The 22,656-nt window shown below is 52.0% G+C and carries 18 protein-coding genes; 14 read left to right on the forward strand and 4 right to left on the reverse strand.

Going from position 1 to position 22,656, the window contains the following annotated elements; translation table 11 throughout:
- Positions 1 to 66: 66 nt before the first annotated feature.
- On the reverse strand, positions 67 to 2,481 hold the full coding sequence (locus tag ACKXGA_RS07400) for a tetratricopeptide repeat protein (protein ID WP_423730373.1): 2,415 nt from the start codon (positions 2,479 to 2,481) through the stop codon (positions 67 to 69).
- A 315-nt stretch (positions 2,482 to 2,796) separates the two neighbouring features.
- Here ACKXGA_RS07400 and ACKXGA_RS07405 point away from each other — a divergent pair, with 315 nt between their 5' ends.
- From ACKXGA_RS07405 to ACKXGA_RS07435, 7 genes are all read left to right on the forward strand, one after another.
- Positions 2,797 to 3,102: a hypothetical protein gene (locus ACKXGA_RS07405; protein ID WP_423730374.1), complete on the forward strand. Its 306-nt coding sequence runs from the start codon at positions 2,797 to 2,799 to the stop codon at positions 3,100 to 3,102.
- 5 nt (positions 3,103 to 3,107) lie between these two features.
- Complete coding sequence (locus ACKXGA_RS07410; RefSeq protein ID WP_147322126.1) at positions 3,108 to 4,370, forward strand: hypothetical protein; 1,263 nt, start codon at positions 3,108 to 3,110, stop codon at positions 4,368 to 4,370.
- Between the two features lie 15 nt (positions 4,371 to 4,385).
- Positions 4,386 to 5,795, forward strand: coding sequence for a type IV secretory system conjugative DNA transfer family protein (locus ACKXGA_RS07415; protein ID WP_423730375.1), 1,410 nt, complete (start codon positions 4,386 to 4,388; stop codon positions 5,793 to 5,795).
- Positions 5,796 to 5,816: 21 nt separating this feature from the next.
- Positions 5,817 to 7,076: a hypothetical protein gene (locus ACKXGA_RS07420; protein WP_117477476.1), complete on the forward strand. Its 1,260-nt coding sequence runs from the start codon at positions 5,817 to 5,819 to the stop codon at positions 7,074 to 7,076.
- 126 nt (positions 7,077 to 7,202) lie between these two features.
- Entirely contained in the window at positions 7,203 to 7,466 is a 264-nt protein-coding gene (locus tag ACKXGA_RS07425) for a hypothetical protein (protein ID WP_117477477.1), read from the forward strand.
- A 22-nt stretch (positions 7,467 to 7,488) separates the two neighbouring features.
- Complete coding sequence (locus ACKXGA_RS07430) at positions 7,489 to 7,707, forward strand: hypothetical protein (protein ID WP_097839765.1); 219 nt, start codon at positions 7,489 to 7,491, stop codon at positions 7,705 to 7,707.
- Between the two features lie 18 nt (positions 7,708 to 7,725).
- Positions 7,726 to 8,244: a hypothetical protein gene (locus ACKXGA_RS07435; RefSeq protein WP_117477478.1), complete on the forward strand. Its 519-nt coding sequence runs from the start codon at positions 7,726 to 7,728 to the stop codon at positions 8,242 to 8,244.
- 154 nt (positions 8,245 to 8,398) lie between these two features.
- On the opposite strand, the gene ACKXGA_RS07440 is transcribed toward ACKXGA_RS07435, so the two are convergent.
- Positions 8,399 to 11,314, reverse strand: a complete 2,916-nt coding sequence (locus ACKXGA_RS07440; RefSeq protein WP_117477479.1) for a hypothetical protein — start codon at positions 11,312 to 11,314, stop codon at positions 8,399 to 8,401.
- A 234-nt stretch (positions 11,315 to 11,548) separates the two neighbouring features.
- Between ACKXGA_RS07440 and ACKXGA_RS07445 the strand changes: the two genes are divergently transcribed.
- From ACKXGA_RS07445 to ACKXGA_RS07460, 4 genes are read left to right on the forward strand one after another with little or no spacing between them, the layout of a single operon-like run.
- Positions 11,549 to 12,115 (forward strand): hypothetical protein, encoded by a 567-nt coding sequence (locus ACKXGA_RS07445; protein WP_117477480.1) that lies wholly within the window; start codon positions 11,549 to 11,551, stop codon positions 12,113 to 12,115.
- Positions 12,112 to 12,540 (forward strand): hypothetical protein, encoded by a 429-nt coding sequence (locus tag ACKXGA_RS07450; protein ID WP_423729203.1) that lies wholly within the window; start codon positions 12,112 to 12,114, stop codon positions 12,538 to 12,540. The genes ACKXGA_RS07445 and ACKXGA_RS07450 overlap by 4 nt, the downstream gene beginning before the upstream one ends.
- Positions 12,541 to 12,562: 22 nt before the next feature.
- Positions 12,563 to 13,465, forward strand: coding sequence for a hypothetical protein (locus ACKXGA_RS07455; RefSeq protein ID WP_117477481.1), 903 nt, complete (start codon positions 12,563 to 12,565; stop codon positions 13,463 to 13,465).
- Between the two features lie 41 nt (positions 13,466 to 13,506).
- On the forward strand, positions 13,507 to 14,673 hold the full coding sequence (locus tag ACKXGA_RS07460; RefSeq protein WP_117477482.1) for an OmpA family protein: 1,167 nt from the start codon (positions 13,507 to 13,509) through the stop codon (positions 14,671 to 14,673).
- Positions 14,674 to 14,900: 227 nt separating this feature from the next.
- Here ACKXGA_RS07460 and ACKXGA_RS07465 read toward each other — a convergent pair whose 3' ends face one another.
- Positions 14,901 to 15,797 carry an IS3 family transposase gene (locus ACKXGA_RS07465; RefSeq protein WP_423730395.1) on the reverse strand — a complete coding sequence of 299 codons (897 nt, stop codon included), beginning with the start codon at positions 15,795 to 15,797 and terminating at the stop codon, positions 14,901 to 14,903.
- A complete protein-coding gene (locus ACKXGA_RS07470) occupies positions 15,746 to 16,102 on the reverse strand; it encodes a helix-turn-helix domain-containing protein (protein WP_181967528.1) in 357 nt (118 codons plus the stop codon). The genes ACKXGA_RS07465 and ACKXGA_RS07470 overlap by 52 nt, the downstream gene beginning before the upstream one ends.
- Positions 16,103 to 16,183: 81 nt before the next feature.
- Between ACKXGA_RS07470 and ACKXGA_RS07475 the strand changes: the two genes are divergently transcribed.
- The 3 genes from ACKXGA_RS07475 to ACKXGA_RS07485 all read left to right on the forward strand — a co-directional run bounded on the left by ACKXGA_RS07475 (position 16,184) and on the right by ACKXGA_RS07485 (position 22,464).
- Entirely contained in the window at positions 16,184 to 16,417 is a 234-nt protein-coding gene (locus ACKXGA_RS07475) for a hypothetical protein (RefSeq protein WP_117477185.1), read from the forward strand.
- Between the two features lie 310 nt (positions 16,418 to 16,727).
- Positions 16,728 to 20,192: a TIR domain-containing protein gene (locus tag ACKXGA_RS07480; RefSeq protein WP_423729204.1), complete on the forward strand. Its 3,465-nt coding sequence runs from the start codon at positions 16,728 to 16,730 to the stop codon at positions 20,190 to 20,192.
- The gene (locus tag ACKXGA_RS07485; protein WP_423729205.1) at positions 20,176 to 22,464 is read left to right on the forward strand and encodes a hypothetical protein; all 2,289 of its coding nucleotides are present in this window, start codon (positions 20,176 to 20,178) and stop codon (positions 22,462 to 22,464) included. Before ACKXGA_RS07480 ends, ACKXGA_RS07485 begins: the two co-directional genes overlap by 17 nt.
- Positions 22,465 to 22,656: the final 192 nt, after the last annotated feature.

Below are 22,656 nucleotides of genomic sequence, written 5' to 3' on the forward strand. Positions count from 1 at the left end.
CTTTTTGTGAACCTGTTCAGCAGACAGGACGCCTATTTTTGGTTTGCTTCTGCGTTTCAGGGCGGATCACTGTTGTGCAAGCTGCTTCTGGTAAAATTCTGCCACTTCGCGCCTCAGACTGTCTGCTTCTTCTCTGCGGCCTGTTTTTTCCAGAAGGGCTGTCAGATTGTCGCAGACCAGCTGTAACTTCGGCAGGTAGACTTTTGGATTTTCCTCGGCCAGATTCCGGCGTATTTTTAATGCCTCCCGATACAGTTCTTCCGCCTCCTTGAATGAGTCAATATCAGAGAGAAGATATGCCAGATTATTGCAGCTTCGCGCCAAATAAGGCAGATAGGCATCAGAATTCTTCTCGGCAAGGTCGCTGCAAATCTTCAATGCCTCCCGATACAGTTCTTCCGCCTCCTTGGAAGAACCGGTATCACTGAGAAGGTATGCCAGATTGTTGCAGCTGATTGCCAGACTGGGCAGATAGACATCAGGGTTTTTCTCGGCCAGATCCCGGCGAATCTTTAATGCCTCCCGATGCAATTTTTCTGCTTCCTTGAAAGAGTGGACATCCTGAAGAAGGCTTGCCAGATTGCTGCAGCTGAGTGCCAGATCAGGCAGATAGGCGTCGGGATTTTTCTCGGCGAGACTGCGGTAAATCTTCAAAGCCTCCCGATACAGTTCTTCAGACTCTTTGAAAAAACCGGTATTACAGAGAAGGTCCGCCAGATTATTGCAGCTTCGCGCCAAATAAGGCAGATAGGCATCAGAATTCTTCTCGGCAAGGTCGCTGCAAATCTTCAATGCCTCTCGGCACAGTTCTTCGGCTTCCTTGAAAGAACCGGTATTACAGAGAAGGTCTGCCAGATTGTTGCAGCTGTTTGCCAAATAAGGCAGATAGGCATCAGAACTCTTCTCGGCGAGGTCACGGTGAATCTTCAATGCCTCCCGGTATAATTTTTCGGCTTCCTTGAAAGAACCGGTATTACGGAGAAGAGTTGCCAGATTGTTGCAGCTGTTTGCCAAATAAGGCAGATAGGCATCAGAACTCTTCTCGGCGAGGTCACGGTGAATCTTCAATGCCTCCCGGTACAATTTTTCGGCTTCCTTGAAAGAGCCGATATCGAAGAAAAGAATTGCCAGATTGTTGCAGCTGTTTGCCAGATTAAGCTGATAGACATCAGAATCTTTCCCGGCGAGATCCCGGTATATTTTTAATACCTCCTGATACGCTTTCTTTGCTGTCAGAAAATCATTTTGTGCGGAATAATCCAATCCTATCAGGTTGTATAACTTTGCCCGCCGTACCGCGCTGGTATCCGGCTCCAGCGCATACCAGTGCTCCAGCCGCTGTGCGATCTCAAGAGATTTCTGATATTGGCGCTGATTATACAGGAAAGAGGCGTAGTCATACAGCACGTCTGGCTCCATGTGGTGTTTCGCTGCCAATGCGGTGATGTCCTCATAGACAGCGATGACCTTTCGAGCATTCTCCGCCGTATTGCCCTCGGCCTTATAGGTGTCGATCAGCGTTTTCTGACCGGAGATATATTCCAGGATCGCATCTTTTTTGATTTCAATGATTTCCTCCGCCTGGCGGATCTCCTTTTTCCACGTCTGATCTTCCAGCAGAGTTCTGGCAGCCTCGTAGTTGCCCATGTCGATCATCTGCAGGGCGTCCCGCTCGCGCCAGTTCAAGGACTGGCCCAGCTGGCGTTTTTCCGTGGACTGACGGAACAGCTGCAGGACATCCATTTCCAGCGTGTGGAGCTGCTCTGCAATTTTGTTCCGCTGCCCACTGTTTGCCAGCAGGCGCTGCATGGCATCTCCCGCTGGGTTCTTTGCATACTCCAGTGCCAGTTTGCCCATCTCGTCTTCCAGCTGGGCCTTCTGTGCCAGAAGCTTCTGGACCGTCTCATTTTTACTGTAAAGCGGGATGTCTGCCACGGAGAACATCTTGTGGCCGTCCAGGGATGCCATGCCGTCCTCGACCTTCACTGTGCCGCCTACGGTCTGATCGCGGGTCAGTTCCAGCAGCATATTCAGTTTGAGCGTGTCCACATTGCAGAAGGTGGAATAATAATGCCCGATCTCCTGATCCAGACGGTTCATGAAATCACGGATGTTCTTGCTGGCAGATTCCCCCTCTGGCAGCTGCCGGAAGTAGGTGTAAATCTTAGGAGCACCGGCTTTTCGGAACTGATCCAGTGCCGTATCAAATTCCTCGATCGTGTAGATGGCATCGTCTGCCCGGTCAGAGCCTCTGCCGAAGAGGATGTAGAAATACTGTGCTTCCCGGATGGTCTGGTTGTACTCCGCCTGCTTCCGGTCCTTTGCCACCGCATTGGAAAGGTCCTCGCAGATGGTGAGTTGAAAATAGATGCCGCGTGGGACGTAAATATCGTTCAGCGAGCGGATGAAATCGCTCAGGCTTGCCCGCTCCTGCGCGAATTCGATGATGGAAGACGCGATAAACAGCTTGATGTACTTCATCTAAGCTCCTCCTGCATTCCTTGCAATGCACCGGCAGAACCGCCGGCCCGTTCGTGCCCATAAAATCAGCCGGGGTACATTTATAATAACACGGACTTCTGAAAATGTGAATGCACCATCCGGAAAAATCCTGATTCTGTTATAAAAATACGAAGCGTCCACTCATTTGCCTGAGAATGAGCGGACGCTTTTTTCGTTATGCCAGTTTCATGCTTTCTTTCAGGGACCTTCACGAAGACACGGAATAAGAAGCGGCTGAAAGAAGAACATACGGTATGATGATGCAAGAAACCAACCCGAAAGGAGAACAGAACAATGACCGCAGAATTACAGGCAAAGCTGGCTGAACGGATCAGCCAGGAATATTTTCTGAGCGAGGACGCCGCAAAAAAGCAGGCGCAGGAGGCGGTGCAGCACTGCCCGGATCTACTGCAGAAGAATCTGGAGCAGTGGGCAGCCGGAGAACCGTTGACAGAGATCAGCATCGACGGATACTCCGTTCCCATGCTCCTGGCACTCTGGCACAGCCCGGATTTTCTCGGAGCAATGGAGGTGCTTGCGGAGTATCTGACCGGTGACCGCGACAAGGCAGAACGCCGGATTTGGCGGACGCGGAGGTGATCCAGGTGAGCGACTATGGAGCGCATCCGACCCAGTACGGGAACCTGAGCGATGGAAACCTTTATGCGATGTACCGCGAGAGCGTATACCGCAGCCTCAGCGAAAGCCAGAAGCTGGATCTGCTGCAGGAAACCGTAAACCGGGACGCCGCAGCGAGAGGTGAGGTGGGAAGCCCGAAGGTCCGGTTTGAAAATATGCCGTCCAGGACCGACGGCTATGCTGAAAAAGGCGTCATTTCCGTGAACCGTGATCTGGCGGTGAACGGAACCCGGACGGCGACGTATCAGGGCAAAACGCTGCAGCATACGATCAATGACTACAATATACAGAGCCTGGTCACAGTGCTCCACGAGAATGTGCACTGCTATCAGGACCAGATCATTGACGGCACGATCCGGAATGCGGATCCACAGCTTGCGGCAGAATATCGCGCCAACGACTTCACGATAAGTATGGTCCAGCAGGGAAACAACCTGGACTTTGGAAGCCAGTACCTTACAGGCGAAACATCCAACGGCTACTACATCTATTACTTTCAGGCCACAGAACGGGATGCTTTCCGGTGGTCAGAAGAGGAAGCAAGCCGCATCGTGCAGGAACTCACAGCAAAGTACGGCATGGAACCATCGTTTGAGGCCTACGAAAAAACGCTGCAGGCGAATGGCTATTCCGTGATGGAGGCGGAAGCGATCCAGCGTTTTCAGAATCCGGACTTTGTAAAAGACCTAAACCAGGTGCTGATGAACCAGTATTATGGCACCCACAAGTCTGTGGATGCCAGAACAGAACAGGCTGTCAAGAACGAAATGGTACAGAGTCGGCAAGCTCTGCAGCCTGTCACGACAAGGTCGTTATCCACGGGAAAGGAGCAACAGAATATGAGTTTCCAATATACACCGATGACAGTCGAAGAATATGACCAGTTTCTTCGCAATGCGGTCAACGAGTACTATGTGCACGCCATGAACGACCCGAACATGAGCAAGGAAGAAGCGCTGCGGACATCCGGTGAAGCGGCCGAACGCTATCTGACGGCGGTGGAGGAGTACAAAGCAGCCATGGAAAACAATGCAGAAAACAAGATCGGTGCTGTGAACGACAACTTGAATACCGGCGGACCGGTAGAACAGGCCTCTGCAGGTGCCGTGAATGAACAGACAGAGCAGACCTCGGTGAACACAGGCGTGGATGCCGGCACAGATGTCGGCGTGAGCAACAGCGAAGGCTGTGACGAAGATGTAGGTCTGGGTGGAGATCTGGACCTGTGAGAAAGGAGCATCATAATGGCATACGAATTTGGAAACCGCCTCGCGGAAAGTACTGCGGCAAATCAGAACCGGAATGCGGGAGTTTATACGAGAACGCTGATCGGACAGACGATCCGGGAAACACCTGTCCCGGTATGGACCGCCGAAGCGGCACAGCATCCGTTTGTGACGTTTGAAGATCCCTCCACCAGAAAACGGATCGGGATCAGCAAAGACATGCTGTCCTACGGGTTCCTCACCCTTGCGGAGCCGGGCGGCGGCAAAACCAATCTGCTGAACATGATCACCAGGCAGCTCCTTGTCAGCCAGGAAAAAGGCGACAAGATCATCATCTTTGATACCAAGGGCGATTATTACCGGGAGTTCAGCGACCGCATCCCGAAGAAGGATTGCATTGTGGTCGGTGCGGGCAGCGAGTATGCCGGCCTGACCGGCTGCCACAATCTTTTTGCGGAGATCATGCCCCGCGCCGGCAATGGCCGGTTGGTGTATACGTCGGATTCGGATTCCGATGCGCTGGAAAAAACAAAGCAGCTTTTTTCCGGGATGCAGAGCGAGTCGCAGCCCATCTTCCCTGCCATGGCTGAGCAGATCGTGGCCGGATTGCTGATCTATTTCATGCGCCGGTACTGGATGTCGGAACCGGAGATGCTGAACAATGAGGCGTTCATCCGGTTTGTCACGGCAAGTACGAATGCGGAACTGAAGGCCGTCTTTGAACTGGACTATATGAAGGACTACCGGAACTGCATCAGTTATATTGCCGGTACCAATAACCAGACGCAGGGTGTCAGCAGCTACATCGGCACAGTCCTCCGGGAATTGTTCATTGGCCCCTTTGCAAAGCATGATCCGGGCAGGGAGTTTTCCATGCGGGAAGTCGTGGATGCTGCAGACCGGAAGGTTGTATTCGTTGAGTATGACCTCCGCCGCGGCAAGACCCTTGCGCCCATGTATGGCCTGCTGATGGACAGTGCGCTCGCCAATGCGCTGGGAGGCCGGAATACAGCCAGAAACAACGTCTATTTCATCTGGGACGAAATGCTGTTGCTGCCTAAATTGACGCATTTCTCTGATGGGTTGAATTTTGGGCGTTCGCAGGGCGTAAAGATCCTGTGCAGACTTCAGAATTTTTCCAGCCTGGCAGATATCTATGAAGAGATCGGAGCCAAACGTGTCCTGTCATCGTTCCAGAACATCGTCGCTTTCCACAATGCAGACTATGACACGCGTTGCTTTTTGATGAACCGGTTCGGTGCGAACTACCAGAACCTGTCTTTTTCAAGCCAGCAAAGCAATATCCACACGCAGCGGGAAGGCCACACAGTTGAGGATAACGATATCCTGTCGCTGGGATTGGGCGAAGCAATCGTCAGCCTGAAAAATGAGGCACCGTTCTTTTTCCGGATGCCGCGGTATCACTGATAAACAAAGGAGACGAGCAGTATGTTTGAGAGCAACAAAGGAATGGTCCTGCGCGAGTGCGACCGACTGAATGAAACCAGAGGCGTTATGACCGGCAGCGTGAGCCATACGACCTTTTTCCACCGGATCCAGGGAGATCTGCTGATTTCCGGATATCTTGCTTCGAACCTGTCACTCATCACCGACCTGGTTCTGGAATATCTATGCCGGAAGGATATGCCGACGATCCTTCTGTCGTGCCACCCGGAACTGTTTGGCCGGATTCGCGGGATGTGCGCAGGAGCGGAGGAACAGATCGCCATTTCGGATTCGCTTGAACGGAAGTACCAGCCCTTCTATGGATTGGGAAAAGAGAAACTCCTTCACTTTATCCATCGTGCAGCGGAGCTGCTGGGATATCACACCATGATCGATCGGATCCTGCAATATGCCTCTGCAGCGTTGAACATTGTTGCCATGAAGTATCCGGTGTCTCTGCCGGCACTGTCCGCACTGCTTCTGGAAGACGATGATCGAATCGCCGGATATGCGCTTACACTGGGGCTGAACAACATGGTCACTGACGTGATCCTGGCAAACCACGAGGCAGGCATCTGTCTGCGGCGCATCTGTGAGAAGCTCAGTTCTGTATTTGACGCTGTGGCAGATCCTGACGCCGATACCAAATACGATCTTCAGAGCGGAACACAGAAGGGCATCCCACTGCAGGCGCTCTATACGACATCCGCAGAACAGGCCCTGATGAACGAATACCTGAAAGAAGAACTGGCGGCCGCCCTGAAAAAGGTCAACCGGATCCGTGTGATCGTGGATGAACTGGAGTTCGTACCGGAAGATGTGCTTCTCCGTTATTTGTTTAGTATGAAACGGCAGGGACGGATCGAACTGATCTATATCTCCCGGAATGCAAAAGAATCCACGGAAGGCGCGGCCCTGAGTTTTTCCAATGTTGTGCTGTCGGGGCATGATCAGCCGGCAGTCACAGAAGAACTGTCCCAGACTTTATGGGGAACCTATCTCTACAGCTACCCGGTGCCGAATGTCGGCAAACCGCCGGCTCTGATCTTCACTCCCCGCAAAACAGTCAACTGGGCGATCGCAACGCAGGAGCGACTGAGAGTCCGTGCTGCCGACCTTTTTCCGCGACAGGGGTTTCTGGGGCAGATCCCGGATCAGTTTGCGGTAAAGACTGCTGCGAATGAGTACATCTATCTGGTTTCTTCTGCACGGTTCCTGTCATCAAAGGGAGCATCCCTGACAAGAGCTGCACTTCACGCCTGATACCGGTTCACTGTCCAGCCTGAAGAAGATCCTGCTTTTACTTTCAGAATCAGTGCAAAAAAAGCAGCTCTGAAAATAAGGGCATGCTATAATGGAACCAGAGCAGAGAAAAAGGAAGAATTGCAAATGAAAAATGAAAATGATATCTTTGGTTCCGAACGCGGCTTTGGCGCGGACACCGGTATTTCCGCAGTTACAATAACCACCCTGATCCTGTCAGCGATCTCCATTGCTGCGGCAATCTTTGTGATCATCAACTTCAATATCATCACCGCTGTGATCGCGATGTGGGTGTCGGAATTGCTGGCATCGGCGATCATCATCCTGGCCGTTGTAGCGGAGATCCTATGTCTGATCCTGAGCCTGTCCAGGGGCTTCAGAAGATGGTAAATGCAAGAAGGAGGAATTTGTCATGTATTATCAGGATGTTACCGTCTGGACTGTCATCAAGCGGTTTCTTCTCGGTTGGCTGGCTGCAGGAGCGGTGCTGGTGCTTATAAGCTGCGTGCGCTACAGGCAGTGCATCGCCGCAGCTATTGCCAACAACACCTGGGCATGGATCAACGCGGTCATGCCGATCGGCATCGTGATCATCATGTTGTGGGTGCTGATCAGATCTTTTTTGCGATAACAAAGGGGAAAAAGGAAAATGCCTGCATATAAAAAAATCACCGATCTGAAGGTCTATGTCCAAGAGCTGCTGAATAGCGGCGCACCGGTCTGCACAGCGGAAAAGACTGCGCGCATCCTTGCCTGTCCGGGCGTGCCGGGGAAACAGGTCATTTCGTGGTCTGTGGATGCCGGCGGTGCGGCTGTGAAAGAGAAAGAGGCGGTGGTTTCAACCGACGCATCCGGCCATCCGGACTGGATCGCCACCAAGGCGGATGCGTCAGGCAGCCCTGTGGCCGACTGTCATGCCCACCTTAATCAGTGGATCATCGGCGACAGTACGTTCCGGAGAAAATACACGGCTATACCGGGTCAGCCTGATCTGTACAAGCCCATGGGCGGTCCGCAGCGCTTTGTGTTTCTTTCGGAGGCCATCCACATCGTGCAGTGGGGAGAAGAATGGAATGTGGACGCAGGCGGGTATATCAACATCACGGATCCGGAGGATCTCTATGTCATTTCCGGCCGGGATTTTTCGGACACCTATCGGGTCGTCTGACGGATCCGGCCATCCGGAGAGCGGTATTTCGGGCCCGGCCAGAAACCCGCAGATTTCCCGCACTGCCGCACGAACAGAGAAAAGCAGGCCACCACTGTGCATAAGCGGGGCCTGCTTTTGCTTTTCCAAAGGAGAGGGTGGAGCCTTCCGGCTGTCAGATGCCGTTCAGCGCCTCCTGCACAGGGGCCGGAGGTTCATGCTCGATCCAGCGTGCTTCGATAAGTTCCGCGCTTGCGAGAACATGAGAGCGGTCGAACTCGGCAAAGTCCTTCGGCGTATAGATCCAGCCAATCGTGGTGGCACGGTCGGTATTGTTCAGCTTGACGGTGTCTTTTTCCCGGGATGCAGCAAAGCGCTTCCAGTCGTTCTTGTGGGGCTGTTTTCCGTCATCTGGCGTCAGCGCCTGTTTCATCTGCTCTGCCAGCACGGCCAGTTCCTGCGATGCGCACAGGCAGCCGTGGAGCCGCGCAATGTACAGCTGCTGCTTGGGGTTTCCTTCTTCCATATAGAAGAGCACCTGCTCCGGCGGTGCGGCTCTCCAGCCGCGAGAATAAGCCCACCGGATCCAGCGTGCATGTTCGATGCAGACAAGCTCCGGGATAAGGACTTTGCCGTTTTCCCCGATGGCTTCACGGAACTGATCTCCCATGTCATGGGCAAGCTTTGCGTTTGCGTCCTCTGAGCCGACGGTGCCGAGTGGTGCATCAGACATAATGTGTTCCGCATTGGCTGTTCCGATCTGGAACATCTGGTAGGGCAGATACAAGGCGGCAGCCATGGAGGAATCCCGGTTGTACATTCTGGCATAGTAGTCCACCAGATTTTCATTCTTTACGTCATCCGCTGCATTCCAGGCAATCCCGCAATACTGCAGATGCACGGATTCTGCCACTCGTTCCCAGTAGCCGCCATCCATGGCATCCCAGGAGTAGCTGTCTGTGAGAAGGCCGAAAGAAATCAGGTTGTAATTGTTATACCAACTGCTACCATGATCTACGGTCTGGACGACCATATTCTCCGCGAGATATGCGATGTCCGGATCTTTGCAGTAGAAGGCAATGCGCGGTTGGCTGCCGTTCTGAAGAGGTGTACGCCCTGCGACACAACTCCGCACATTCCACTCCCGCAGCCGGATTGCAAGGTTGAGGCTTGAGATGTCATTGCCTGCGTCGATTACATAATAATTGAACGAGTTCGGCATCGCTTCGATCTTGTCAACATATCCTGCGAGCCGATAATCTGAAAGCGCCGGAAGCGTGAGATCCTCTGCCAGAAACGTCACATGGGAAGTCATGTCGGCATCCGGAAGTGCTTCAAACATGGCGGGAAACTCCAGCCGCATTGTATTTTTGATCTCCTGCGCAACGGGCGACAGCAGATGGAACTTTACCGTAAGTCCGGGGTAAGAAAAAGTACTGAGCCAGTATGCTTCGCGCAGCAGGCGGCTGGCAAGCGCGGCATTCCTGTCACAGATCACCGTGAAATTGATGACAAACGGGCCGCGCTTCAGTTCCTTGCCGGACACGCACTGGATCAGCTCGTAGATCGGATGCCGGGTGAGGAGGGCCTGTGCTGCCCATTTTTCATCGTCGATGAGGAATACCTTGACAACGAACTGACCAAGACGCTTCATAGCTGTATCGACCAGCGCGGCATAACGATCCTCCGAGGCTCGCAGATAGATCGCAGTTCCGCTCCAGTGCCGGGTAGACTGCTCCGGGCTGACCGGATTGCTGCGCTCCACAGCGGCGATCCGGTCCAGAAGACATAACAGATCATGGAAATTCTTTTCCTGGTCATCATCAAACAACAGGTAGCGGGTCTCCTGTCTGAAGTCCACAGAATCCTGAAGGGCTTTTTTTCCGGGTGCACAGTACACCCACTTTTCTGCAGCTTCTTTCTTTTTCAATGCATCATCTGCTTCTTTCCGCAGTGTATCCGGTGCAGACTGCAAGACGGTTTTTGTGTACTGGTTGATGCAGTTGGAGACCACTCTTGCTGTTCCGTGCAGTGCTTTGGCACGCGGACGCAGAAGAAGCGGCGCTGCATCGAACCCGTATTTGTTCAGCAGGACCTCCCGCGCCCTGGCATAACCGAATTTGTAAGCGCGGAGCATCAGCTCCTTCGGACTCAGCAGAGTGCCGGATCTCTTGTACCCGTGTCCTGCGTAGCAGACAGACAGCATGTAATATGCTTCGCCCCGGACAAGGTCCGGCGCGAACCGCAGCGCAAGAATGCCTTCTGCGGCTTCACCGCAGGTGAAGAAATCCTTCTGCCTGAACGCGTCTCTGCACTGCTCCAGCAGCTTGGCAGAGCGGTCGTTGTCTTCTGCTAGCCGCTTTTCTTTCCATGCCTCAATGGCCTGGATCTCTGTGCCTTCCTTTTTGGGGGTAAGGAGAAGGAAAACGAGGTCTTTTGTCAGAGCGTCGTTATTCCAACTCCAGCAGGACCAGGTGAGTGCGATCACGGTCAGGTAGGCCAGCTGCTCCTCCAGTGTGCCCAGTTTTTTCAGACCCTCGGAGTGGCTGGCCAGGTCGGGGTATTCTTTTGATTTCTTTTTGAGCCGTTCCAGCAGCGTCATCACGTCTCCCGAAAAATCTCTTCGCTCGTTTTCTGTCAGCTCTGCCAGCATGATCTGCAGCTGCCCACGGATGTGAGGAAGCAAGGTGAACTCACCGGTCCTGAATCCCGCTTTCCGGGCAAGATCGATCAGGTTGTTCCCTACGGCCTCGTACTGACGTTCGGAGTAGAGCTTTCCTGTGTTGGGATTCTCTGCGCAGATAAAAAAACGGCTGATGGAAGCTTCCTTCAGGTTGGCGAGATCCGTTCCGTCGGGCATCAGGCGATACTCCGCCGGCAGTATTGCGCATAGGATGCGGTGCTGGTTGTTCTTTTTATCGGTATCTCTCTCTTCAGGCCGTCCCGCCTGCTTTGCAAGAGCCGTGGTCATCCTGTCCCGCATCTTTCGTGCATACAGGCCGCCCAGTGAAATCCGGAAGGGGCCAGATAAGCATTTTTCATCCATTACCTTCAGGCGGCATTCTTCTTTCAAAGAGGGCTTTGTCATCATAAACGTTCCTCCATGTTCCAAACCGGAACCTCTGCGAATGAATGACTTCCGGTGCATTTTGCGCCGTTTTGACCAGTATAGCATCCGCAGGGCATGACAGCAAGGCTTCTTTCACAAAAACCGCAGGTTACTTTCAGGAAAGACCTCTCTGTGAAACACCTGAAACATGAAATCTGATAAAATTATCTCAGCCGAAGGGCCAACGGACAAAACAAAAGAAAAGGAGTTGAGACTATGCTGATCTATTCGAACAACCGAAAAAGCAAGTATCATGAGGTGCCCATCTGGAAGGCGGATCGGTTCATGCGTCTGCGCGGCACTGCGGATGCACTCATGCACAAAACCGATTTCCGGATGAAGGGTGAAAAGAACACCCTCAGTGGCGGATATTATGAGCACGTCCGCCGTGAACTTCAGACGCTGGAAGCTGCGCAGGTGGCATGGCTGAACAAGAGCCTTGGCCCCCAAATTGCTGAATTCAAGGCAATGCCCCATGCCTCTGACTACGGCGACAGCACGCCGCGTTCCACCACCGGTGCGAGACGCGCGGCTCGCGAAGCAGGCGCACGCCGGGCTGCCGCGCAGGGAAAGCGGCGTGAGCTGATCGCCTCCATCCGCAGTGAACTGCTGACGGCAGAAGGCGAGATCAACACCGCCTACTGCACGGCCAACGCCGCGCTTACCCGCTATGGCAAGGCCAGCAAGTTCAAGGTGCTAGATGAAGAAATCCCGCACTTTACTGCAGTTTTTTCGGCAGCGGATTATGCCAAACGTCTCGGAATTGAGGAGGTGGTATCATGAGCCTTTTTAAGAAGAAGCCGCAGATGCCCGCCCAGGGGCGCAAACAGGTGGAGACAGATTTTGAGCATCACACGATAATCCATCACCTTCTCTTTGCCTATCCTGACGATTATACATCTTGTGGAGCGTATCCAGATTATTCCTCTCCGGAATATTTTTCAGATGTGCTTGCAAAGGCAGAGGAAGCTATCAAGTCTCTGGATCTGGACGAGACAACGACGGAAGGTTTCACGGAAATGGTGAAATTGAAAGCGTACCAGAGTATGCTCTCCTCGCTGGTCGAAACACGGCAGAGTCACCACCGTACCGCCTTGAATCTCCGGTCCGATCTGCTCCTTCAAATCGACAATCTGAAGTCGAGTGAAGCTATGATCCAGCATGAACTCGACGCCGTCGAAGCTGCGATTGCTCGTCTGAAAGCCTAAAATAAGAATGGAGGAAACGCATATGTATACTGGAAATGAAAAGAATCCGGTCCAGCAGATCGAAATCATCAAGAAAAATAGCCGTCAGAAGAGCAGCTTGCTGGACACTCTGATCCATCATGCACTTTTGCCGATGACCATCCTCTTCATGGTGATCGATGCCCTTACGATTGCTTATTACGCGCAGAACATTTTTGACGAACGTGTGGAGCTCGCCTGGGCGGTCTCCGGGGTCCTTGCACTTGTCCTCGACGTCAGCCCTGCGCTTGCCGGTTCACTCCTTGCCAATCACAGCGACCTGTTGAAGAGCGATAAACGTCCCAATAAACGGCGGATCTGTCTCCTCATGGCTGCGGCAGCGGGTGCATACCTCGTGTTCCTGGTCTTTTGCATCGTCACGGCCAAGATGAACATCGCAGATGTGGACGGTGACGCGACGCTGTACTTCATCGGTCAGATTGCACGAGCACTGGTCCCGCTGGTCACAAGCGCCGCCGCCTTTGGCCTTGGCTGGGAATGCAACCATCACGACCGTCTGGCTGTGCTGGAGGCGGAACGTCTGGAACTCCTTGATCTGCAGGCAGAGACTGCCAATGCGATCCGTCATAAGGAATTTGCGATGGCGAATTTCAACGCGGACGAAGCGGACTACCGCCTGGCCTGCGTGAAGCTCCAATCCCTGGCCTGCGCAGCCAAAAGCGCTCAGCTGGCTGTCAAAATTATCCTGACCAACGAACTCGGAAGCGCCGAAGCGGCCAAGGCCCTACTGACCCGTGCAGGACTGGAAGATCCCTTTGCATGTGATGAAGCGAAGATCCGAGAGATGCTGATCCCTCCCCAGGCAGATGCCGTACCAGCACAGCCGGCGCTGCATCTGGAGGAAACAGCCGAGGAAGCACCCCAGGAAGAAGCACTGGCATCCTGATATCCGATTTTGCAACATGATAAGAAGAAAGGAAAATCCTTATGAAAAAGATGTTTCGACTGACCGCAGTTCTTGCAGCTGCCGCTTTGGCCGCAGGCCTGATGGTGGGCTGCAGCACCGTGCCTTCCTACGGAGACAGTACCACTGTCGCCCCAACGGACACTGTGTTACTGTTGGAACAGGGCGATGGCGTCCCCGCTTTGACAAATCCTGAAGATTTCACTGAAAACATAAACACGGCTTTCGGCGGCAGTGCAGCACTGATCATCACGGACGGACAGCCGCAGGTGTATGGGCCGGTCAAGTTCAATGTTAAAAAGAACAACGAGATACAGCAAAATAAGGCAAACAACAAGCTGAAAGCCTCTTTTGTGGAGATCGTGAAGGAGGCCCGGGCGCAGGTGCCGGAGACCGATGTCTTGACATCTGTCAGTCTCGCTGCGAGAGTCTTGAATGCCGGGACAGCTGAGAATAAACAGCTCATTATACTTCACAGCGGTGTCTCGACCGCAGCCGCGTTACCGATGGAGGATATTAATATTGTCAACGAGGATCCTGTGGCTCTCGTTGATCGACTGGAAGAGGCTGCCATGATCCCGGATCTGGAAGGGGTTTCTGTGGAATGGTTCGGAGCCGGTGACACGGCAGGCAGCCAGCCCACCCTGAGTGCGAAGCAGACGGAAGCAATCAAAGCTTTCTGGTCTGAATATTTTAACCGTGCCAAAGCTTCCCTGACCTTCCACAGCGACGTGATCAGCGGCCCGGCGCTCACAGAGTTCGGACACACTGTTTCTCCCATGGCCGCTGACGGTGGCATCGAATTTGTGAAGATCACAAATGAGCAGATCGCGTTTCTCCCTGATAGTGTCGAGTTCGCAGATGAGGCTGCAGCCGGCACAGTGATCAACGAGCTTGCCGAGCAGATCCGGACTTCGTCATCGTCTTATGTGGTCGCAGGCAGTGTGGCCAAGGTGGATGGCTCAACCACCGAAGGGGCCATACACCTCTCTCTGGTAAGGGCCAAGGTCGTGCGGGATTGCCTTGTTGCAGCAGGTGTGGACTCCGGCAAGCTGATCTGCTACGGTCTGGGATTCGAAGCCACCGATTGCCGCAGTAGCGTGGAAGAAGAAAATCGTTGTGTGTTTCTCGTCCAAGCCAACACAGCTCAGGCTGCTCAATTTGAAGCGGTCGGCCAGCCGGAGAGCTGAACGGCAGCTGCATAAGGGCAGACACTTACGCGGTCATCTCCGGAAGTATGATATCCGGCCGGCAGGCCTTCTTACGATGGCGTACTGGCCGGATCTTTGTTTGGCACTGCACCGGACACAGTTTTCCCCCCTCGTCTGTGTGAAATCGGTGATGATACCATTTTATCAGAAACAAAAAACACGATGCAAAAATGATATGAACCCCAAAAGTTAGACAAAAAAACGAATTAAGCGGCCCCAACGGTCTGAATTCTGTATTGCACAGGACTCAGGCCGTTTAGTTTTAATTTAATTCGGCGGTTGTTGTAATAGTCGATGTAATCGACAATAGCCTTTTCAAGCTGGTCAATGGAATCAAATTTTTCCAGATAGAACAGTTCCGTCTTGAGCAGTCCGAAGAAGTTCTCGGCAACAGCATTGTCCAGACAAGTGGCTTTCCGAGACATACTTTGCGTAATTCCTTTTGCTTTCAGCAGATTCTGGTAGGATTTCATCTGATACTGCCAGCCCTGATCCGAATGCAGAATCAGATTGTCAACCTTATTTGGCAGCTTCTGAAAAGCGCCCTCCAGCATCTCCGTGATCTGTTTGAAATTTGGATGGCGGCTCAGGTTATAGCTGACAACTTCGCCATTGAACAGATCGAGAATTGGAGACAGATAGAGTTTTTGGTCGTTCACTTTGAATTCAGTAACATCTGTGACCCATTTCCGATTCGGCTGGTTTGTCTTGAAGTGCCGTTCCAGCAAGTTTGGCGCAACTTCTCCGACTTCACCCTTGTAGGAGTTGTACTTTCTTTTTGCGCGAACCTGACAGACTAAGCCCAGCTGCTTCATGAGTTTCTGAACCGTCTTGTGATTCACACAAATATCGTTGTTGTGTAGTTCTTGTGTAATTCTGCGATATCCGTATCGCTTCTTGTTCTCATTGAAGATTGTAATGATCTGTTCTTTTACCATCTGGTACTTCGCAGGATTTTGAGACCGATGCAGGTAGTAGTAGAATGTGCTGCGAGGAAGTCCGGCAAGTTGCAGCAATGCTTTCAACGGATATTTCTGCCTTAGCTCCTGAACTACTTGTGCTTTCTGTTTTGGCGTTCCTCTTCCAGCACCAAGGCTCTCAATTTTTTTAAATAGTCGATCTCCATACGAAGCCGTTGATTCTCTGCAATGAGATCTTCTTCTACTTGCTTGTCTAATTTCGGCTTCCGACCTTTCTGCGTCCCACTGGCGGCACAGGCTCGTCCTCGACGCTCTAACAGAAGTGCTTCTTCTCCTTCCTCCCAATAAATGCGCTCCCAGTCCCTGAGTGTACGGTCCGAAATGCCATATTCTCTGGACGCTCCCTTAAAGCTCAGATTTTCTCTGTGGATTCGTTTAATGATTTCTACCTTCTGCGTTCCGTTGTACTTTCGTTGTCCCTTTGGCATACAAAAACACCCCATTTCCTAAACAGTATACCATACTGTCTAACAAATGGGGGGCAGTTCAAAAAAGAGGAGGTAGTTTTTATGTGGGATTCCAATGACAACTATGACGTGCGTGATGGAGCTCGTGGCGTGGTTCGGGATACTTGCCGGAAAGGGTTGATCCTTGCGCTTGAAAACGGGCAGGAGGCCTTTGCTTTCTTTAGCGGGCTGCTTCCCGGCACCGAAGTGTTCTGTACGGTGCTGAAGCCGTCCAACGAGAATTTGCGGATGCTTGTTTCCGTTGACGCCGTTCTGGAAGAAGATCTGGCAGCTTAAAGGGGGTGCTCCTTATGATTTTGCGCGTTGGTCAAAGAAACGGGGTGCGCGGTACCCCTCTCTGGACTGCGGCCGATCCATAAGGGGTGATCGGCTTGCCTTGCGCCAAAATCTCTCCCCCCCCTTGCTTGTTGCAGATGATTTTGCACTATGTTATACTTGCAAAGTAGGAAAGTTTCTTTTTCTCTCACTGCGCGAAAAAGGTTGAATCTCCGGTGAAAGCACCGGGAAGAAGAGCACACCGTTTCGCATCCTCTGCGGCGGATCGTTAGAGAAAAGGATGTCAAAATACAAAATGGAGGTGTGAAGAATGATGGAAAATATACCGTCCGGACACGTTGATGTGTTCCTGTCCTATTCACATGATGACCGTGAACTGGTGGAAAAAATCGCGGGTTTGATCTCTGCAGCGGACTTTTCCTGCTGGATCGATAAAGAAAGACTGCGTGCGGCAGAAAAATTCAACTCTTCGATTGACATTGCCATTGATGACTCGATCGTCTTTGTTGCCTTTCTTTCCAAGACCTATGTCAACAAGCCGTATTGTATTCACGAATTCGACCTGGCGATCCAGAGGGAGAAAAGCATCGTAGCGGTCTGTCTGGACGATGTGAGTGAAAGCGCGAACCGGCAAAGCGCCTATATGTTCTCGTTTTGTGCCGGCCATGATGTTCTTGGTTTTGGGGCAGGAATCAATGAAAGTTCTGATGGCATCGCATCCTTTGCGCGTGAGATCACAGAGAGCGTCCCCCTGATGCAGTTGAAGAGATTCCTTTGCAGTGGGGACGAAAAGGATCTGCCGCCGATCGACACGCCGGAGTATCTGATGGACCGCCTGCGGCTCTATCATGAACATCAGTATGAGCAGAGTGAAAACTACGCATTGAACGAGATCCGGAGCGAACTGTTCCCCGCCATTAAGAACCCTGAGATCAATATCCTGTACAAGGATGATCAGAAGAAGGATGTCTCTCTGGTAAAGTTCTTCTCCGAAACCGACGGACAGGATGATCTTCATAAACACCTGTTGATCACCGGCGAAGGCGGCATGGGAAAAACCGTTTCCCTGCTGAAGACCTGTGATTACCTGTTGAGCAAACGAATCAACGCCATCTATGTCCCGCTCAGCAAGATTAATGCCAGTATGACCCTGGACCAATATCTGGCTCGCGTTGTCTGCGGAGGAAATCAGTCCATGTGGGGTGTTCTAAGAAATCTGATGAGCGTGCCCTATACCTCGGCACCCAATGTTGTTCTCCTGCTGGATGGCATCAACGAAATTTCACTGGACTATGTAAAGACCTTCGTAAATAAACTCAATACTGATTATATCATTGCCTACAGTGGGATCCGAATTATCATGACCTCAAGATGGTTTGACGCCTCCCTGCTGCATTGCCTGATGGGAAATGTTGTCTCGCTTGAGATGCAGACGTTGGACAGAGAATCCATTGAGTTATATCTACACAACATGGGCCTTCCGCCTGTTACGGACGAGAAGGTGTTTGCGGTCATCCGGACACCGTTGATGCTGACCTTGTTCTCGGATGTTGAAAAGCACCGTTCCAAATACCAATACATCAAGGGCATTGTTCTGGAAGAGCATCCGGACACCGCCGGAAAGATCCTGAGCAACTTCTTTCAGACACAGTTGTACCGTGCTGCGGAAGAAGATAATTTTGATCAGGCCGCCCACCTTGTGCTGTTGGAATATCTGCTTCCTGCTCTTGCATTCAAAATGTTGGAAAAACAGCGACTGTATTTGAGCGAGGATGAGATCTGGCGCAGTATCGGCGAGATAGATAAGAACTGTGATCGGTACACTTGGTACAAAAAAGATACGCTCTGCAGGCTGCTCCGTGGGAGAAGCCGTTTTGATACAGAGATCCTTGTTGGTCTTGCAACGGATTCTCTGCATTTTCTGCATGAATCAGATGCCGGATACGAATTTTTGCATCAGAGCTTCCGCGACTACTTTGCAGCATTCCATATTGCAAATGAGATGAAGGCATTTGCATACGATCCTGACCGCCAGGATGACGTGGAGCCTGTTCTGCAGCAGACTATCTATCCGAATGATATTCTCGGTTTCGTTTCAGATATCCTGCGGGAGGAAAATGCCCGACCGGTGCGGGCAGAAGACGGCTGGAACTTTCCGGGAAAGACAACGATCTCAGCGCCGGAAAAAAGTGTTGCCGAACAATTACTCTCCCTGTGGAGAACAGAAAACGGCGACCTTGCCCAGAACGCTGTTGCGAACCTTATAAACATTATGAAAATCGGCCGGAAGGGCCTTCTGGCCTGGTGCGATTTCTCGGATCTTGATCTCCGGAAATGCTGGTTGAATAAATGCGTGTTCACGGTCTGGTACAGGGATGCCTATTATCCCAGCCTCTTTGACCGGGCATGGATCGACCGGGCCAATTTTCTGACAGACGGTCATGAAGCACCGATCAGCGCTGTTGCGGCCGACAGCCACGCGCATGTGTTCAGCGGTGATGAGGCGGGCGTTGTGAAAATCTACAGCCTTGCAGAGCAATCCTACCTCGACACGATCCAATTACAGTCCAGTCCGGTCGTTGACCTTGCGCTGGATCACAGCGGGGAACTGTTGGCCATCTTGTACGAAAATATCGTTTTCTGCTATTCGATCGCAACAAAGAGCGTGGTGAAAAGTTACGGCAATGACAGCCGGAGCAAAAGCTTTCGCTATGTTCAGTTCTCAAAAGAAAACGAGTTGAATGTTTCGTTCGATCTGGAGCCTTTGATCTGGTACGATGTTCATGGGCAGAAACTTCCTTCCGGTTTGCCCTATGATATTCCGGCAAGATGCGCCAGATGGAATCCGCAGCGACAAGAATTCGCCCGGAGCAATCTGCTACAGCTGTTTTCCGTGACACGGTTTGACGAGGACACACATTCATGGAAACTTCAAACCTTTTTTAAAAATTCCTCTGAGGATACCATCCCCCACAAAGGCGGCGACCGGGAATTCGACCCTTCGCGGTTCCAAAGTTTGAGGGATGTCGGTGCTTTGGGGGCCGGGGGAATCTGCTGCATCCAATATCGTGCAGATGGTACACGCGTCTTAGTCGCGATTGAGAACTTACTGGTCGAGTATGATACTGAATCCTTCGATGTGCTAAATCGGAAGACATTCTCATCCAATGTCCGATGCGCCTGTTATTGGGAAAATGGAATTGCCGTCGGAGTTGGTTCTCATCTGGTCTTACTGGATCCCGATTTCTCAGAGGAAAAAGTCCTGCGGGGTTCGCAGATCAACTCAATCCGTCGTGTCCTTGAAGATTATAAGAGTGATGGGTATTATGTCCTTTCTTCCACCGGCGAAATAAAAAGGCTGAACCATGAACTGGTCGTTCAGGATATGCGATATACAGGAATCACGGGCAGGTTTGTCTGGGTGCGCGACAGGCTGACCGATGATATCCAGATGGCCTTCCTACCGCTGAGACGTTTTCCCTACGGGGCGCGGTATACTTATGAGACCGATCAGTTTGAACCGTTGGGTTGGAGATATGAGTTTCTGGATATTCCTACGGATAATGACGAAGATGCACAGCGCTTTTACACGATGGATTCCTCACTGATGGCGATCGAACGTATTCCTTCTTACCGAAAAATTGAATATACCAACTATACAGGGATCTGGATTTTTAGGTGCTCCTTTAATGAAATCCAGGGAAATATGACGGATCACAAGAACATTAGTTTTCTCATCCAGAACGGAGGTATCATTCATGACGTCAACGAATAAACTCAGCATTTCGTTTCACGATTTCGATGCGCAGGGAGGCTGCTGTGCAGACATCACACTCCCCGTCTCCGGCACGGTGATTTCCGGGTTCAAGGTCAGGCCTGGCATGGGCGGCGGCATCCAGGTGCATATGCCTGCTGTTATGGGGACCACATGGCCCTACTCGGCGGAGATCGAATGGGCCGAGGTGAGAAAACTGATCACCGCAGCATACCGAAAGGAAAGTTTTGATCCGCCGGTTTCGGTGACGCTGCACGATTTTGACCAGGAGAACAGCTGTCTGGCGGATGTGACCCTCCGGGAGACCGGGGTCGTCGTCAGTGATCTGAAGGTCAAGATCGGCCCTGGCGGCGGCATCATGGTTCATATGCCGGCATGGATGCACACCCGTTGGTCGTATACTGAGGTTCAATGGAGCGATGTCCGCCAGGCAGTTACGCAGAAGTACCTACTCGTTGCCCCTACAAAACAGCAACCGGACGGAGCGGCAGGCACCGCTGCTGCTCCGAACAAAAAGCCACTCTGCACGTTCTATTCCTCCGTGAACAAGACAGAGGCTGAGGTCACGGCTATGATAAGAGCTACCGGGGAACAGATCCCCGGCATTCATCTGGTGTATATCAAAGAACTGAAAAGTCTCCATATCTATATGCCCAAAGAAATACACGATCAATGGGCCGGCACCGGCATGGACTGGAACACGCTGTCGGGGATCATTGCTGAGGAATACAAGCGACAGGTTCTGCACGAAGACAGTATCCTCCCGTCGGATGCAGCAGAGATCCTGTTCCCCCGTGTGAGGAATGTGACCGCCTGCTTTGCGGATGTGAGTCTGCCGTACAAGAAAAGCGTCATAAAAGGCTTCCGGATCAGGAAACTGGAAGGGGAAGAAAAGCCCATCATCTGGACACCTCAGTGGATGGGGCGCTGGAACGACGACCGATTGTCTTGGTACGATCTGTGCGCGCTGATCGCGCGAGAATACAGTCAGTATTCCGGAGGCGGTACCCTTCCTGCGGAGTCCCCCTCCACAGAAGCTTCCTCTGTACCGGCTGCTGCACCGCCCCTGCCGGAGAACTGTACACAATCGAGCGTTCCGGCAGATGAAAACACTCCCATCCTGCACGCGCCCAAACAGCCGGTCCGAGAAGCAAACGAGTTCGGACGCGTAAAAAATGCCGAGAAATCTTCCTTTATTTTCTATCCAAGAACGGTACTGCGCGCTGCGGATGCTTCAGACGGCAGCCCAAGTTCTCCAAAGCCACTCATTGCTCTGGTCGCTGCAATGAACAAGGGCTCTCTGGGTGGCATTGGCCCGTTCGAGATCAGCCTTCTTGAATGGATCGCAAAGCTTCGCTATGTTACAAGCACGATGCTGGTCGATCTGATAAAGGCGGGTTATGTATCGTTCGGTTGGCGAAGTGGTGTCACACAGGCTAAACTGACTACAATTACAAACAGAATGGCGGAATATGGGCTGATCAGCCTGACCCGCTTTGTGACGCTGAATGAGGACGGCAGTACGGATGGCAGCAGCTGCTCCGTCATGCGAATCATTACGTTGGGAAAGAACGGCAGCACCCTGCTGCGTGAACTGGGCAAAAAAGGCGGCCGCTATAATGCGTTCGACATTTTCCAGGACGGCAACACGGTCAAACGCATCCTGGCGACGAACCAATGGCTGATCTATTGGCTGCGTACCTACAAGGACGAAGTTGGTGAGAATTTCGAAACAAGCTGCGTCATTCAACTGAAGGGTACGGAGTATACCGGTGCCCGGTTCTATGCGACCGTAACCATAAACGATTGCCCGATGGTGGCAGAGCCTGTCCGGCGCACCGAAGACTTTGAAGCCGAAAGCATAAAACAATGGTTGCGTGAAAAAATCGAACGTTTTGCTCTCATGTTTGACAATTTGGATCAGCTTTACCACGAAAAGGACGAGATCAGTTTCCCGCAGAGGCCCATTATCGTTTTGATCTGCGAAGATGATGATCATATCCGCGAAATCTGGGAATCAATCCAGCCTGTTCTGCCAAAGATCAATGGCCAGGAAATCTGGTTCTCCAGTGATTTGCGAATCTTCAATTATAACAAGCGTGGTGAGCGTTTCCTGTACTTTGTCGACGGTGTTCCTCAGCTGGTGAACCTGAAACAAGTCCTGGGCGTAGACGATGAGGCAGGTTCGGCGGCTCCAACGGCAGACGATGGGGAACAGGCCAAAACGTTACAAACTGTCTGCCCTCAGGCTCCTGCCGATGATGCAGATTGAGCAGTAAACTACATAAGGCATAGTGATTGAAAAGTCCACTGAACCTTCAGGTCGTTACGATTACGACTGAGAACACCCCTGAGGCGTGCGAGAGCATCGCTTCGGGGGCGTTTTGCTGAAAAGATGCTGCCAGAAGCCCCTTGGCTCCTGTAACAGGAAGCCAAGGGGCTTTTTGTGGCTGAAAATCGTAAA

The sequence above is a fragment of the Faecalibacterium hominis (ex Afrizal et al. 2022) genome (assembly GCF_049545105.1).
In the GTDB taxonomy this organism is placed as follows: Bacteria; Bacillota; Clostridia; order Oscillospirales; family Ruminococcaceae; genus Faecalibacterium; species Faecalibacterium duncaniae.

Excerpts from the sequence above, each read along its gene's own strand:
- ACKXGA_RS07400 (WP_423730373.1), bottom strand. The coding sequence starts at position 2,481 with ATGAAGTACATCAAGCTGTTTATCGCGTCTTCCATCATCGAATTCGCG.
- ACKXGA_RS07405 (WP_423730374.1), top strand. The coding sequence starts at position 2,797 with ATGACCGCAGAATTACAGGCAAAGCTGGCTGAACGGATCAGCCAGGAA.
- ACKXGA_RS07415 (WP_423730375.1), top strand. The coding sequence starts at position 4,386 with ATGGCATACGAATTTGGAAACCGCCTCGCGGAAAGTACTGCGGCAAAT.
- ACKXGA_RS07420 (WP_117477476.1), top strand. The coding sequence starts at position 5,817 with ATGTTTGAGAGCAACAAAGGAATGGTCCTGCGCGAGTGCGACCGACTG.
- ACKXGA_RS07425 (WP_117477477.1), top strand. The coding sequence starts at position 7,203 with ATGAAAAATGAAAATGATATCTTTGGTTCCGAACGCGGCTTTGGCGCG.
- ACKXGA_RS07430 (WP_097839765.1), top strand. The coding sequence starts at position 7,489 with ATGTATTATCAGGATGTTACCGTCTGGACTGTCATCAAGCGGTTTCTT.
- ACKXGA_RS07435 (WP_117477478.1), top strand. The coding sequence starts at position 7,726 with ATGCCTGCATATAAAAAAATCACCGATCTGAAGGTCTATGTCCAAGAG.
- ACKXGA_RS07440 (WP_117477479.1), bottom strand. The coding sequence starts at position 11,314 with ATGATGACAAAGCCCTCTTTGAAAGAAGAATGCCGCCTGAAGGTAATG.
- ACKXGA_RS07445 (WP_117477480.1), top strand. The coding sequence starts at position 11,549 with ATGCTGATCTATTCGAACAACCGAAAAAGCAAGTATCATGAGGTGCCC.
- ACKXGA_RS07450 (WP_423729203.1), top strand. The coding sequence starts at position 12,112 with ATGAGCCTTTTTAAGAAGAAGCCGCAGATGCCCGCCCAGGGGCGCAAA.
- ACKXGA_RS07455 (WP_117477481.1), top strand. The coding sequence starts at position 12,563 with ATGTATACTGGAAATGAAAAGAATCCGGTCCAGCAGATCGAAATCATC.
- ACKXGA_RS07460 (WP_117477482.1), top strand. The coding sequence starts at position 13,507 with ATGAAAAAGATGTTTCGACTGACCGCAGTTCTTGCAGCTGCCGCTTTG.
- ACKXGA_RS07470 (WP_181967528.1), bottom strand. The coding sequence starts at position 16,102 with ATGCCAAAGGGACAACGAAAGTACAACGGAACGCAGAAGGTAGAAATC.
- ACKXGA_RS07475 (WP_117477185.1), top strand. The coding sequence starts at position 16,184 with ATGTGGGATTCCAATGACAACTATGACGTGCGTGATGGAGCTCGTGGC.
- ACKXGA_RS07480 (WP_423729204.1), top strand. The coding sequence starts at position 16,728 with ATGATGGAAAATATACCGTCCGGACACGTTGATGTGTTCCTGTCCTAT.
- ACKXGA_RS07485 (WP_423729205.1), top strand. The coding sequence starts at position 20,176 with ATGACGTCAACGAATAAACTCAGCATTTCGTTTCACGATTTCGATGCG.